The following is a 14,706-nucleotide window of genomic DNA, read 5'->3' as shown; positions in this document are numbered from 1 at the left end:
CGCGAAATGAGGATGTCTACCGTGAATGTCGCCGGCCGCCGCGCCGTCGCCGCTGTCATGGCATCGCTGTTGCTGCCCGGCATCGCTGCTGCGTCCGGCTGTGCGAGTCCACTGCAGGTGGCATGGCGTTCCGATCGGCCGCCGCTGTCGTACAGCGTGCAGGGCGACCTTGCGGGGTTGGCTGCAGATTACCTGCCGCTGCTGGGCCCGCAGGCAGTGCAGCATGCGCAGCCGTTGCCCGCAGCGGTGCTCACCGATGACCCGCTGCCGGCTGGCACCCAGGTGCTGCTGGGCTGGCCGCGCGCACAGCTGCCGACCGGCTGGGTGGCCAGCAGCCCCTACCTGGAAGTGCCACAGGTGATCGTGCGGCGCGAGGGTGCAGCGCCAGTGCTGGGGTTGGAGGGACTGCGTGGCCGCAGCGTGGCCAGCCCGGACCGGCTGCCGCTGGACGCATTGCTGGCCGAACAGGCCCCGGGTGCGCAGCTGCTGGCACCGGCGCCGCTGGACCACGCGCTGTCACTGCTGCGCGCCGGGCTGGTCGATGCCGTGGTGGCCAATCTCGCTGAAGTCGAAGCCGCGCTTCGCGCCGTGCCGGGTGACCCTCTGGTGATCGCAGCACCCGCGGGCTTCGGCGATGCACTGGTGCTGGCCGCCGTACCGGCCTGTGCCGCGGTGGTCGCTGCCTTCGACCGGGAGCTGCAGCGGGAGGGCGATGCGCGTCGGGCGTCGGTTCGCAGTGCCTGGCTGCCGGAACTGCCACGTGCGCGGCCCGCCGGTTCGGCACTGCGCTGGCTGGTGCCGGTGTCGCTGATCCTGCTCGCGCTCATACTGCTGCATGCCTTCGGCTACTGGCGCGTGCATCGCGAGAGCGTGCGTCGCCGGGTGCTGGAGCAGCGCTTGCATGAAGTCACCGCGAACCTGCCGGCGGTGGTCTACCAGGCGCGCCGTTCGGCAACCGGCCACTACAGCCTGGCGCAGATCGCCGGCGACGTGCAGGCGCTGTTCGGCGTAGCCGTGGAGACTGAGCAGATCGACCATCTGCAGCTGCTGGCGGCCGTGCATGCCGGTGACCGCAGCCGGGTGATGGCGAGCATCGAAGCCGCCGCGCTCGTGCGCGGTCCGATCGACGTTACCTTCCGCACCCGGTCGGCGCAGGGCTGGCGCTGGGTCCGATCACAGGGACGACCGTTGCCGTGCGATGACAGCAGCGTGGAGTGGAGCGGCTACTGGATGGACGTCAGCGAAGCCCAGGCGCGCGCAACGGCGTTGGCCGAGGCGCGCCGCGCGGCCGAGCAGGCGGCGCTGGCCAAGGGCCATTTCCTGGCGACCATGAGCCACGAGATCCGCACGCCGATGAGCACCCTGCTGGGCATGCTGGAGCGGCTGGCTGGCACGGACCTGGATGCGGGCCAGCGGCAGGTGCTGACCACCGTCGGTGACGCTGCGCAGATGCTGCGGCAGATCCTCGACGATGTGCTGCACAGCCAGCGCCTGCAGCCGGCGCCCCTGCAGCTGCGTCCGACCGATCTGGCGGCGCTGGTGCGCGCGGTGCAGCAGCTGTTGATGCCCGTCGCGGCCAGCCGCGGGCTGCACCTGTGCAGCGAGATCGACCCGACGTTGCAGCCCTGGTCGCTGGCTGACGGGCTGCGCCTGCGGCAGGTCCTGTTCAACCTGGCCGGCAATGCGCTCAAGTTCACCCTGCAGGGAAGCGTGGTGTTGCAGGTCCGCGTGCTGCAGCAGCGCGACGGCGGCCAGCGACTGCGCCTGCAGGTGACCGACACCGGCGTGGGCATCAGCGTGGAGCGGCAACAGGCGGTGTTTGCCGCCTACGAGCAGGCCGAGGCGTCGACCACGCGCCGTTTCGGCGGCAGTGGCCTAGGGCTGTCGATCTGCCGCGAGCTGGCGACGTCGATGGGCGGGCGTCTGCACCTGCGCAGCGTGCCCGGCAAGGGCACCACTGTGTGGCTGGAGCTGGACCTGGCGGCCTGTGCGGCCCCCGCTGCGGGACCGGCGACGGCACGGCCCGCGCAACGACCGTTGCCGCCGGCGCGGGTGCTGGTGGCCGAGGATCATCCGACCAACCTGCAGTTGCTGGCACAACGCCTGTGCGAGCTGGGACTGCAGGTGCACGCCTGTAGCGACGGCCTGCAGGCATGGGAGGCCTGGCAGGCGCAACCGTTCGACCTGGTCATCACCGACTGCCACATGCCGCACATGGATGGCTTCGCGCTGGCCCGGGCGATCCGGAGCGACGCCTGCGCCACCCGTGCGCGGGTCCCGATCATTGCGCTGACTGCCAGCGTGCTGGAGCGCACCCGTGAGGCCTGCCGTGATGCGGGCATCGACCACTTCCTGGCCAAGCCGCTGGAGGTGCACGAACTGCGCGCGCTGCTGGAAGTGCTGCTGTTGCCGGACTCAGTGCGCCAGTAGGCGGACGATGCTGGCAGCGGCGTCGCGGCCTTCGGCCACCGCGGTTACCACGAGATCGGCACCACGCACCGCGTCGCCACCGGCGAACAGGCGTGGATGCGCGGTCTGGAACGGCAGGCGGTCCTTGCCACCGGCGAGGATGCGGCCATTGGGCTGGCCTTCCACCCCCAGTTCCGCCAGCCACGCCGGCACGCTCGGCGAGAAGCCGAAGGCGATGATCACCACGTCTGCCTCCAGCAGCGACTCACTGCCTTTGATCGGCACCGCGTTCTGGCGGCCATTGGCATCGGGCTCGCCCAGCCGGGTCTCGACCACGGTCACGCCGATCACCTCGTCGTCGGCGCCGGCTTCGATCGACAGCGGCTGCCGGTTGAACAGGAAGCGCACCCCTTCCTCGCGTGCATTGGCGACTTCGCGCGCGCTGCCGGGCATGTTGGCTTCGTCGCGGCGATAGGCGCAGGTGACCTTGGCCGCGCCCAGCCGCACCGCACTGCGCACGCAGTCCATGCCGGTATCGCCACCGCCCAGAACCACCACGCGCTTGCCGTTGAGGTCGGGCAGGGCGATGGTGTCTTCCCAGCCGGCGATCGGCCGGCCCTTCGGGTCATCGCCGCCGACGATGCGGCTGTTCTGCACCAGGAACGGCAGCGCCGGCAGCACGCCCTTCAGGTCCTGGCCGACCAGGCCACCCTCGGTATAGCGGTAGGCGCCGGTGCCGATGAACACCGCATCGTGGCTGTCCAGCAACTGCTGCACGCTGACATCACGGCCGATCTCCACACCGAGGCGGAACTGCACGCCCATGCCTTCCAGTACTTCACGGCGGCGATGGATCACGTCCTTGTCCAGCTTGAAGCTGGGAATGCCGAACTGCAGCAGGCCACCGATCTGCTCGTAGCGGTCGTAGACCACGGCGGCAATGCCGGCGCGTGCCAGGCGGTCGGCACAGGCCAGCCCGGCCGGGCCGGCACCAATCACCGCCACACTGTGGCCGGTCGGCTGCACCGCGCCAAGGTCCGGGCGCCAGCCACTGGCCAGTGCGGTATCGACGATGTACTTCTCCACCGCGCCGATGGTGACCGCGCCGAATTCCTCCAGCGTGCAGCTGCCTTCGCACAGCCGATCCTGCGGGCAGACCCGGCCGCACACTTCCGGCAGCGGATTGGTGCTGTGGCACAGCGTGGCGGCCTCGTGGATGCGGTTTTCCTGCACCAGCTGCAGCCACTGCGGAATGGCGTTGTGCACCGGGCACTTCCAGCTGCAGTACGGGTTGCCGCAGTCCAGGCAGCGGCCCGCCTGGTACTGGGCGTCTTCCTTGCCGAACTTGCCGTACAGCTCGCCCCAGTCGCCGGAGGTGCGCAGTTCCACCGGGATGCGCTGCGGCATGGTGCGGGGCAGGTCGAGGAACTGGAAGGCGTGCTTGCGGCTCATGGCGGACTCTGTGGTGTTTTACGGATGCCGGCCAGCGGCCGGCACTACGTGATCCTGGGTTGCCGGCCAGCGGCCGGCACTACCGTCAGGCGGCGCGTCGCAGGGTTTCGGTCAGCGACTCGATGCTGGCGGCCTTCGGTTTGACCAGCCAGAACTTGCCGATGTAATCGCGGAACTCGTCCAGGATCTGCTGTGCCCAGATGCTGCCGGTCAGCTCGCGGTGGCGGCCGATCAGGCGGTGCAGGTGCTGGCGGTAGTTCTCGAAGCCTTCGGCGGAGACGCGATGGATGTCGATCAGCTCGTGGTTGTAGCGGTCGACGAAATCGCGGTCCACGTCCAGCACGTAAGCCAGGCCACCGGTGAAGCCGGCGCCGAAGTTCAGCCCGACCTTGCCCAGCACCAGCACCACGCCGTCGGTCATGTACTCGCAGCAGTGGTCACCGGCACCTTCCACCACCGCCAGCGCGCCCGAATTGCGCACCGCGAAGCGTTCGCCGGCACGACCGGCGGCGAACAGCTCGCCACCGGTAGCGCCATACAGGCAGGTGTTGCCGATGATGGCGGTGCTGCGTGCCTCGAAGCGGGCGCCACGCGGCGGACGCACCACCAGCCGGCCGCCGGCCATGCCCTTGCCGACGTAGTCGTTGGCTTCGCCTTCCACTTCCAGGTGCAGGCCACCGACGTTGAAGGCACCGAAGCTCTGCCCGGCGCTGCCACGGAAGCGCAGTTCCAGCGGTGCCTCGGCCATGCCCTGGTTGCCGTGCGCGCGCGCAACCGCGCCGGCCAGGCGGGTGCCGATGCTGCGGTCGGTGTTGTGGATCAGGAAGCGGTGCTCGCCACCGCGCTTGTGCTCGATGGCCGGGGCCAGCAGCCCATCCATCTGCGTGGCCAGGCTGTCCGGCGATTCGTACAGGCGCTGGGCGGCGCAGTGGCTGCCTTCGTAGCGGGCATCGGCCAGCAGGCGCGACAGGTCCACGCGCACGCCCTCGCGCGGTGCCGCGTCGATCTGCCGCAGCAGGTCGGTGCGGCCGACGATCTCTTCCAGCGAACGCACGCCCAGGTACGACAGCCAGCCGCGCACTTCCTCGGCCAGCAGGCGGAAGAAGTTCTCCACGCGTTCGGGCTGGCCGGTGAAGTGGTTCTCGCGCAGGCGCTCGTCCTGGGTGGCGACGCCGGTGGCGCAGTTGTTGAGGTGGCAGATGCGCAGGTACTTGCAGCCCAGCACGATCATCGGCGCGGTGCCGAAGCCGAAGCTGTCCGCTCCCAGCAGCGCGGCCTTGACCACATCCAGGCCGGTCTTCAGGCCGCCATCGGTCTGCAGCAGGGTGCGCCCGCGCAGGTCGTTGGCCAGCAGCGCCTGGTGCGCTTCGGCCACGCCCAGTTCCCATGGCACGCCGGCATAGCGGATCGAGCTGACCGGCGACGCACCGGTGCCGCCGTCATGGCCGGAGATGGTGATCAGGTCCGCACCGGCCTTGACCACGCCTGCGGCAATCGTGCCGACGCCGGCATGGCTGACCAGCTTCACCGACACCAGCGCGGTCGGGTTGACCTGCTTGAGGTCGTAGATCAGCTGCGCCAGGTCTTCGATCGAATAGATGTCGTGGTGCGGTGGCGGCGAGATCAGGCCGATGCCCGGGCGCGCATAGCGCAGGCGTGCGATCAGTTCGTTGACCTTGTGCCCCGGCAGCTGGCCGCCCTCGCCGGGCTTGGCGCCCTGCGCGACCTTGATCTGCAGCACCTCGGCATTGACCAGGTATTCGGCGGTGACGCCGAAGCGGCCCGAGGCCACCTGCTTGATCTTGCTGCGCTTCGCGGTGCCATAGCGTGCGGGATCCTCGCCGCCTTCGCCGGAATTGCTGCGGCCGCCGAGGCGGTTCATGGCGATGGCCAGTGCCTCGTGCGCTTCCGGCGACAGGGCGCCGAGGCTGATCGCTGCAGTATCGAAGCGCGGGAACAGGGCGCTGGCCGGGGCGACCTCGTCCAGCGGCACCGGCATTGCGGCCGGCACCAGTTCCAGCAGGTCGCGCAGCGCCGATGGCGGGCGCGCGTGCACCGCATCGCAGTACTGCTGCCACGCACGCGGGTCACCGCTGCGCGCGGCGCGCTGCAGGGTGGTGACCACGTCGGGGTTGTACATGTGGTACTCGCCGCCGTGCACGTACTTCAGCAGGCCGCCCACGTCCACGCCCTGCTGCGCATCCCAGGCCTGCGCGCACAGCTCGCGCGCGTCGGCATCCAGGCGTGCGAAGCCGGCGCCGCCGATGCGCGAGGCGGTGTCCGGGAAGCACATGTCCACAACCTCGGGTTCCAGGCCGATGATCTCGAACAGCTGTGCGCCGCGATAGCTGGCCACCGTACAGATGCCCATCTTCGAGATGATCTTCGACAGGCCCTTGTAGATGCCCTTGCGGTAGCGGCGGCCGATCTGCGACTGCTCGCCGCCCTTGCTGAGCTTGAGGATGCCGCGTCGGCCCAGGTCGAACAGGGTCTGGTAGGCCAGGTACGGATACACCGCGGTGGCACCGAAGCCGAGCAGGCAGGCCATGTGGTGCGGGTCGCGCGCGGTGCCGGTTTCGACGATCAGATTGACGTCGCAGCGCAGCCCCAGCCGCGAGAGGTGGTGGTGGATGGCGCTGGTGGCCAGCAGCGCATGCACCATCGGCCGACCGGCCACCGGGTAGCGGTCGGACAGCAGCAGCATCACCATGCCCTCGCGCGCGGCCTGCTCGGCCTCGGCACAGATGCGCTCGATGCCGGCACGCAGGCCCTCGTCTTCGCTGTAGGACAGGTCGAGCAGGCGGTTGGCCTGCACGTACTGGTCCATCTTCAGCAGCTGGCGCAGCTTGCGCTGGCTCAGCACCGGCGAGTTGAGGATGACGTGGTTCACCGTCTCCGGGCCGGCATGGAAGATGTTGGTCTCCTTGCCGAGCTGGGTGGACAGGGACATCGCGCAGTCTTCGCGCAGCGGATCGATCGGCGGGTTGGTGACCTGCGCGAAGGCCTGGCGGAAATAGTCGTACAGCGGGCGGCTGCGCTGGCTCAGTACCGCCATCGGTGTGTCGTCGCCCATCGAGCCGGTGGCTTCCTGCTCGGTCTCGGCCAGCGGCCGCAGCACCTGTTCCACTTCCTCGCTGCTGAGCTGGTAGAGCTTGTGGTAGCTGCGCAGGGTGGCTTCGTCGAACGGCTCTTCCACCAGCGACGGGTCGATCAGTTCGGTCTGCAGGTAGGTCACGCCCTGCTGCAGCCACTGCTTGTACGGCGCGCGGCCGCGGTTGATGCGGTCCACCGCGTCCGAATCGAGCAGGTCGCCGCGCTTGAGGTCGATGGCCACCATTTCGCCGGGGCCGAGCTTGCCCTTGCGCACCACGCGCTCGGTCGGCACTTCCCACACGCCGGCTTCGGAGGCGACCAGGAAGTGGCGGTCGGCGGTGAGCATCCAGCGCGCCGGGCGCAGGCCGTTGCGGTCCAGCGTGCACACCGCGTAGCGGCTGTCGCAGGCGACGATGCCGGCCGGGCCGTCCCACGGCTCGCTGTTCAGGCCGTGGAACTCGTAGAACGCGGCCAGGTCGGGGTCCTTGAACTCCAGCGACTGGGTGGCCGGCGGCACCAGGATGCGCAGCGCCTGGATCAGTTCCATGCCACCGGCGACCATCAGCTCCAGCATGTTGTCCAGGCTCTGCGAGTCCGAACCGTGCATGGAGATCACCGGATCGAACTCGGCGATGTCGAAGCGCGGCGTCTTCCACACCTTGCTGCGCGCCTGCGCCCAGCGACGGTTGCCTTCGATGGTGTTGATCTCGCCGTTGTGGGCGAGCATCCGGAACGGGTGCGCCAGCGGCCAGCGCGGCAGCGTGTTGGTGGAGAAGCGCTGGTGGAACACGATCGCGCTGGAGGCCAGTTCGCGGCGCTGCAGGTCGGGGAAGAAGCGGCTGAGCTTGTCCGGCAGCACCATGCCCTTGTAGCTGATCGCATCCGGGGTGAGGGTGGTGACGTAGAAGTCGGCATGGTCGCGCAGCTGCTGTTCGCTGCGGCGACGGGCCAGGAACAGCGCCAGCGCGAAGCCGGCATCATCCTGGCCGACGCCGGCATCGACGAACACCTGCTCGATGCGTGGCAGGGTGTCGCGCGCCAGCTGGCCGCAGACGCTGTCGTCGGTGGGTACCTCGCGCCAGCCGGCGACCTTGCAGCCGACCGCTTCGAGCTGCGCCTGCAGCTGCGTGCGGCAGGCGTGTGCAGCCTCGGCATCGTGTGGCAGGAACACCAGGCCGGCAGCGAAGCGTGCGGCGACGGCGATGCCGGCTTCACTGGCCAGCAGTTTCAGGAACGCATCGGGGCGGCGCAGCAGCAGGCCGCAGCCATCGCCGGTCAGGCCATCGGCGGCGACGCCGCCGCGGTGGGTCATGCGCGAAAGCGCGGCGATGGCGGTATCAACCAACAGGCGCGAAGGTTGATCGTCGAGCTGGGCGACCATGCCAAATCCACAGGCATCGCGCTCGGAGCGCGGGTCGTAAAGCCCTTGGCGGTTGCGGGGGGCCATCTCTACCTCGATGCGTATAGGGTTGGCGGCGACACTCGTCCCCGCTCATTCCCTGGAGCGCATCGTGAGGCCACCGGATGCCTCGACTAGATCACAGGTTGCTGCAGCGCCGCAATACACGGTTGCAGGTGCAACAGAACGCGCCGGCAACCCCGTGCCGGCGCGCGGTCGAACTCAGCCGCAGCGCACGCCGCTGACCAGGCCCTTGTCGTCCACTTCGATGTTCAGGCGGTCGCCGAGGAACTCCATGGTGGCGACGTCATTGGGCTTCATGACGCGCAGCTGGTGGGCACCGGCATCTTCCTGCGCCTGCTTGCCCAGCGCGTCGGCGTAGGCCTGGCCGACCAGGCTCTGCACCTGGCTGGCATCGCAGGTGCCGACCGGCGGTGCCTCGGTGGCCTTGCCGGTTTCGTCGGCCGGCGCCTTGGCGGCTTCGGCCGCCTGCTGGGCATGGGCAGTGGCCGAATCCTGTTCATCCAGCGCCGGAGCCTGGCAGGCGGTTAGGGCCAGCACGGCAGGCAGCAGCAGGGCGGAGAGCGAACGGGCGCGAATCGGGAACGACATCATGACTCCGGAAGGGATTGTGAAAGCCCGAGCATAGCGGCGAACCGACCCTCACGTGTTTGTCTTCTGTTATCGACAGGTTCGCGGCATCGCGACGGCGACACTGCGGTCATGTCAACCTCCTCTACCCCCGAACGACAGGCCGCGCGCGCGGCCGGCCTGCGCTATGTCGATGACACCCAGCCAGGCATCAGCCGGCGCCGCGCCGGCAAGGGCTTCAGTTACCGCGATGCCGATGGCCACGCGGTTCGCGATGCCGCCACCCTGCAGCGCATCCGTGCGCTGGCGATTCCACCTGCGTATACCGCTGTGTGGATCTGCGCCCACGCCAATGGCCACCTGCAGGCCACCGGCCGCGATGCGCGTGGACGCAAGCAGTATCGCTACCATGCCGATTGGGCGAAGGAGCGCGATGCCGGCAAGTTCGATCGCATCATCGCCTTTGGCGAGGCGTTGCCCACGTTGCGGCGGCGGCTGTCGCGCGATCTGAAGCAGCCCGGCTTCCCGCGCGACAAGGTGCTTGCGGTGGTGGTGGCCCTGCTGGCCGACACCCTGGTGCGGGTGGGCAACGAAAGCTATGCACAGGAAAACAAATCCTACGGGCTGACAACGCTGCGCAACCGCCACCTGGACCTGCTGCGCGGTGGCCGCGTGCGCATGCGCTTCCGGGGCAAATCCGGGCAGTTGCACGAGGTGGTGGTGGGCGATCGGCGGCTGGGCACGCTGGTGCGCGGCATCCAGCAGCTGCCCGGACAGGCGCTGTTCCAGTACCGCGACGACGAAGGCGCGCTGCAGCCGGTGGATTCCGGCGCGGTGAACGACTACCTGCGCGAGGTGATGGGCGAAGACTTCACCGCCAAGGACTTCCGCACCTGGGGCGGCACGCTGGCGGCGGTACAGGCATTGGCCGCCACCGAACTGCCGGAACCGGCCAGCCAGCGCGCGCTGGCCAAGGCGCAGCGCGAAGTGGTCTGCCAGGTGGCGGCACGGCTGGGCAACACGCCGGCCGTGTGCCGCAAGGCCTACATCGACCCGTGCGTGTTTGCCGGCTGGGAGCGCGGTGAGCTGGCCTCGCTGGCCGGCCTGCGAGGCCCGCGGCAGTGGGAGCAGGCCACCCTGAAAGTGCTGCGCCGGGCGCGGCGGCTCAGTCGCAGTCGTCAGCCGCAGTAGATCGCAACGATGTTGTTGGTCCGGCCCTTCTCGATGGTCAGGCGGTCGCCGCCTTCGCTGGCCGGCGGCACCCGCGGACCGTCATGGCGCAGGACCCGTACGTGCAGGCTGTCGCTGTCCACGCGTGCGCGGGCCACGGTGGCGTCCGAGGCGGCCAGGCCCACCGCGCCGCGCACCCTGTCGCTGTGGCACTGGCCGGAAATCACGCCGTCGATCGGCTGCACCTGGGCCATCGGTGTGCTGCTGCAGGCGGCAAGGGCAAAGCAGGCGGCGGCGGTGGCGATGGCATGTTTCATGGAGGCACTCCTTGTGTGATTGCGTGCAGGGTGCGACGTCAGACGTGGTGGCGGAATGAATGCCGTGCACATCGTGGACACGGCGCGCTCACCGCCGCCAACAGCGTGGGTGGAGACACTGCAGGAGCGGCATGGGCCGCCCCCCGGTAGTGCCGGCCGCTGGCCGGCAGCCCCTTTCCCTCCCGAGGAGACCTGCATGGCCACCACCAGGAAGACCCCCGCCCGCCGTAAGGCATCGCCGAAAGTGCGTAAAGGCAGCACCTCGACCAAGGCGGTCGCCGACCCTGATCGCCCGCGCGTGGTGAAGACCGCAACCCGCAAGGCAGCCGCCAGTGATCCACGGGCGGCACGCGTCGCTGCACGGCAGCGGCGCCTGCAGGACCAGGAGAAGGCCAAGGACGCCCGCGCAGCCAAGAAGGCAACAAAGAAGACCGCGACCCAGGCCGGCGCACGCCGGCAGCCGGAGGCGATGCCGGCGCAGCAGCTGGCCAAGCCCGGGCACGAGCACGAACTGGAGCTGGCGCCCCGTTTCCTTGCGCCCGACTACGCGGGCAGCGGCAAGCTGCAGGGCATGCGTGCGATCGTCACCGGTGGCGACTCCGGCATTGGCCGTGCGGTGGCAGTGTTGTTCGCGCGCGAAGGTGCGCATGTGGCGGTACTGCACCTGGACGAGGCCGAGGACGCGGACATCACCCGCCAGCACGTGGAGCGCGAAGGCGGCCGCTGCGTGGTGATCGCCGGCGATGTGCGCGACCCGCGCTTCTGCAACAAGGCTGTCAAGCAGGTGGCCAAGGCGTTCGGCGGCATCGATATCCTGGTCAACAACGCCGCGTTCCAGCTGCACTGCGAGCGCCTGGAAGACCTGGAAGACGCGCACCTGCAGGAAACCCTGCAGACCAACATCGGCGGTTACATCCAGATGGCGCGTGCGGTACTGCCGCATCTGGGCGAAGGCGCCAGCATCATCAACACCGGCTCGGAAACGGGGATCTTCGGCAGCAAGGCGCTGATCGACTATTCCGCCACCAAGGGCGCGATCCATGCGTTCACCAAGGCGCTGGCCAGCCAGCTGCTGCCGCGCGGCATCCGCGTGAACTGCGTGGCGCCGGGGCCGGTATGGACGCCGCTGAACCCCGCCGACAAGCAGGCCGAAGACGTGGCGGAGTTTGGCAAGGACAGCGACATGGGCCGGCCTGCACAGCCTGAAGAGCTGTCACCGGCGTATGTGTTCTTGGCATCTCCGGCCTGTGCCAGTTACATCAGTGGGGTGATCCTGCCGGTGATGGGTGGGCCACGCGGGTAGGGGGAACCTGTTCGGGTCCACCCAAGACGGGATCGCCAACCCAATATTCTCACGTGAGGCTAGTGTCATTGCCTGCCTACTAAGTGTCAGGCGATTTGCAACTTTCCTCATGGATGTGAATGCAAATTCAAGCACATCGTTGACCTGCGGCGTGAATGCGGAGTCCTGAACTGCCGCCGTGTTGGTTGTATTCGTTAAAGAAGATGGTCCCTTCATCAAGGATAAGGAGCATTCCATGAAAGAGATTTCTGCAGATCAGATCGATAGCATCTCAGGAGGATGGCTGCCTTGGGCCGCCGTGGCCGCGTTTGTCTACTACGAACGAAATGAAATCGCGGACTTTGTAGGCGGCGTCTTGGACGGGTTCAATGGAACCAGCTATATGGAGCCAAAGTAAATGAGGGAATTTCGAGAGCTACATTGCGATGAAATCGGAGAAATTTCAGGTGGAGATTGGCAGACTTGGAACTGGGGAAGGATGGTGGGTTCAGCTCTAGGTAGTGCTTGGGGCGCGATGAAGGAGTACGCGGCCTCTCCCGATTCTTCCACTGACGTCATAGTCTAGTTGCTTCCTATTACCTTGGATGCCGGGTGCTTCTACCCGGCATCTTCCATTTTTCGTCGTGGAGCCATTTGTGCAATCAGATGATTCAAAAGGTGGAGGTGAGCGGGGCAAGTTCTATGTTTTCAGAGTCAAAAGGCGGGACGCTCATGTTCTTGGTGCGATTGCATTGCTGTGGTTCCTTTGGAGTCAAGGTGGCGAAATTTACATCCTATTCTCAAAGTTCTTTGAAAGCATTTTGCAGCGGGCGTCCGCTTAGTCTGGAGATCCACCGCAATTGAGAACGCAATCGATGAAGTATTTTCACGACTAGGAGGGCGACGCATGGACGCCCCTATACAGTCTGAGGTGGCTGAGTGTGGTCTTGCATGCTTGGCCATGGTCGCGGCGCACCATGGCAACAAGGCCGGGCTTCGGGAACTTCGTCGCCGGTATCCGCTCTCGCTCAAAGGCGCTACGCTGGCTCACATCATTGACGTTGGGGCAAAGCTTGGCTTTCGTTGTCGCCCGTTGAGCTTGGACATGGAGCATCTGAGCCAGCTGCAACTGCCCTGCATCGCGCATTGGGACCTTAATCACTTCGTGGTGATTGAGAAGCTCCATCGAAGCAGCGTCACTGTCCTGGACCCGGCATTTGGCAAGCGCAAGCTATCCTTCGAAGAGGTCTCGCGGCACTTTACGGGCATCGCTCTTGAGCTCCATCCAACCGCAGAGTTCCAGGTCACGCCGCCTCCAGCCGCAGTCTCGCTGAAGCAATTGACCGGAAAGATCGAAGGGCTATGGCGATCCCTCGGCTTGCTGCTGATGTTGTCAGTTGCTCTTCAAATATTCGTGCTGATAGCGCCATTCTTCATGCAATGGACAGTTGATCAGGCACTAGTCGCTTCCGATAGAGACCTTCTGACTGTACTTGGCCTCGGCTTTGGTCTGGCACTTGTACTGCAGGTATGCATCGGACAGATTCGCGGCAGAGCGGTGATTTATCTGTCGAATCGGTTGAGCCTGCAGTGGACCGGCAACGTCTTTCGACATCTCATGCACTTGCCCTTGGATTACTTTGAGAAGCGCCATCTGGGTGACGTCACCTCGCGCATGGGGAGTGTTCAGGCCATTCAGCGAACGCTCACGACAAGTTTTGTTGAAGCGCTGATCGACGGTCTCATGATGACAGTGACGCTTGGCATGATGTTGCTGTACAGCTGGAAGCTCGCTCTCGTCACCCTAATCGCCGTCGCCCTGTATGCCGTCGCGCGCGCGTTAGCATTTAATCCTCTTCGGCGCGGAACCGAGGCGCAGTTGATCGCGGGGGCAAAACAGCAGAGTCATCTGCTTGAGTCAATCCGCGGAGTTCAGTCAGTGAAGGTCGCGGGCCGCGAGTCGATTCGCCAAGCTGGCTACTTCAACCTTTTGAACGATGCCATCAACCGAGACATTTGGCTTTCGAAGTTTGGCCTGGGTTTCAGTGGCGCAAGCCAATTTGTGTTTGGTCTGGAACGCATCGCGGTCATCTGGATTGGAGCGCTTCTCGCAATGGAGAGCGTGTTCTCAGTGGGTATGCTGATCGCTTACCTTGCCTACAAGGATCAGTTCTCACAGCGCGTGGGCGCCTTGATCGACAAGTGGGTGGAACTCCGCATGCTTCGCTTACATGGTGAGCGGCTTTCTGACATTGTTCTCACGGAGCCGGAGAGCTCTTCTTTAAGGTCAGGTGGTCTGCCCCCTGATGATCTGCGTATCGAGGCCGATGGACTTGGCTTTCGCTATGCTCCTGGTGAGCCGTGGGTACTCAGGAACTGCAGCCTGGTGATTGAGCCCGGCGAATCGGTGGCCATCATCGGTCCCTCGGGTTGCGGAAAGACAACATTACTGAAGATTCTGCTTGGCCTTCTGCAACCCTCCGAAGGCGAGGTTCGAGTCGGGGGCGTGCCGCTTTCCAAGCTCGACATGGATGCCTATCGCCGAGTGATCGGAGCTGTAATGCAGGATGATCAGCTCTTCGCGGGAAGTGTGAGTGAAAATATTGCCTTCGAGGATCAGGACTGGGACGAAGATCGAGTGCGTGAGGCAGCTCGCCTAGCTGCAGTCCACGACGATATCTCTGCGATGCCAATGGGGTATAACAGCCTGATCGGAGACATGGGAACCTCCTTGTCGGGAGGCCAAAGGCAGAGGGTAATCCTTGCTAGAGCCTTGTATCGGAAACCTCGTTTTCTCCTTCTTGACGAGGCAACCAGCCATCTGGACGTGGATCGAGAGAGGCTTGTCAGCAACGCGGTGCGGAAGCTTGACCTCACCCGAGTGATCATTGCTCATCGTCCCGAGACGATCGCAAGTGCCGACCGAGTCCTCGTTATGCATGCGGGGACGATTGCTCCGGACTGAAGCGAAGCCCTTCGGGTCCTTTGGCGAA

Annotated in this window: 9 protein-coding genes; 5 read left to right on the top strand and 4 right to left on the bottom strand. The window is 66.3% G+C overall.

The genetic code is table 11. The features are described from left to right. Nucleotides 1–21: 21 nt before the first annotated feature. Entirely contained in the window at nt 22–2,430 is a 2,409-nt protein-coding gene (locus tag WDC87_RS12680) for an ATP-binding protein (RefSeq protein ID WP_088496796.1), read from the top strand. On the opposite strand, the gene WDC87_RS12675 is transcribed toward WDC87_RS12680, so the two are convergent. The 3 genes from WDC87_RS12675 to WDC87_RS12665 all read right to left on the bottom strand — a co-directional run bounded on the left by WDC87_RS12675 (nt 2,416) and on the right by WDC87_RS12665 (nt 8,965). Further along, complete coding sequence (locus WDC87_RS12675; RefSeq protein WP_252744752.1) at nt 2,416–3,861, bottom strand: FAD-dependent oxidoreductase; 1,446 nt, start codon at nt 3,859–3,861, stop codon at nt 2,416–2,418. The genes WDC87_RS12680 and WDC87_RS12675 overlap by 15 nt on opposite strands. Nucleotides 3,862–3,946: 85 nt before the next feature. After that, nucleotides 3,947–8,401, bottom strand: a complete 4,455-nt coding sequence (gene gltB, locus WDC87_RS12670) for a glutamate synthase large subunit (RefSeq protein WP_072167407.1) — start codon at nt 8,399–8,401, stop codon at nt 3,947–3,949. A 174-nt stretch (nt 8,402–8,575) separates the two neighbouring features. Beyond that, nucleotides 8,576–8,965, bottom strand: coding sequence for an I78 family peptidase inhibitor (locus WDC87_RS12665; RefSeq protein WP_032954733.1), 390 nt, complete (start codon nt 8,963–8,965; stop codon nt 8,576–8,578). Between the two features lie 111 nt (nt 8,966–9,076). On the opposite strand from WDC87_RS12665, the gene WDC87_RS12660 reads away from it, so the two are divergent. After that, a complete protein-coding gene (locus WDC87_RS12660; RefSeq protein WP_088496784.1) occupies nt 9,077–10,135 on the top strand; it encodes a DNA topoisomerase IB in 1,059 nt (352 codons plus the stop codon). Here the strand turns inward: WDC87_RS12660 and WDC87_RS12655 are convergent. Continuing rightward, entirely contained in the window at nt 10,123–10,431 is a 309-nt protein-coding gene (locus WDC87_RS12655) for a hypothetical protein (RefSeq protein WP_005421049.1), read from the bottom strand. The genes WDC87_RS12660 and WDC87_RS12655 overlap by 13 nt on opposite strands. Nucleotides 10,432–10,627: 196 nt before the next feature. Between WDC87_RS12655 and WDC87_RS12650 the strand changes: the two genes are divergently transcribed. The 3 genes from WDC87_RS12650 (at nt 10,628) to WDC87_RS12640 (ending at nt 14,678) form a co-directional block, all read left to right on the top strand. Further along, nucleotides 10,628–11,734: an SDR family oxidoreductase gene (locus tag WDC87_RS12650; RefSeq protein WP_252744751.1), complete on the top strand. Its 1,107-nt coding sequence runs from the start codon at nt 10,628–10,630 to the stop codon at nt 11,732–11,734. 235 nt (nt 11,735–11,969) lie between these two features. Then, a complete protein-coding gene (locus WDC87_RS12645) occupies nt 11,970–12,131 on the top strand; it encodes a hypothetical protein (protein ID WP_155760601.1) in 162 nt (53 codons plus the stop codon). Nucleotides 12,132–12,620: 489 nt separating this feature from the next. Further along, nucleotides 12,621–14,678 (top strand): peptidase domain-containing ABC transporter, encoded by a 2,058-nt coding sequence (locus WDC87_RS12640; protein WP_252744750.1) that lies wholly within the window; start codon nt 12,621–12,623, stop codon nt 14,676–14,678. The last annotated feature ends 28 nt before the right edge of the window (nt 14,679–14,706 follow it).

It is taken from the genome of Stenotrophomonas maltophilia group sp. Smal12, from assembly GCF_037079935.1.
In the GTDB taxonomy this organism is placed as follows: Bacteria; Pseudomonadota; Gammaproteobacteria; order Xanthomonadales; family Xanthomonadaceae; genus Stenotrophomonas; species Stenotrophomonas sepilia.
This window is presented reverse-complemented; position numbering and strand designations above follow the sequence as displayed.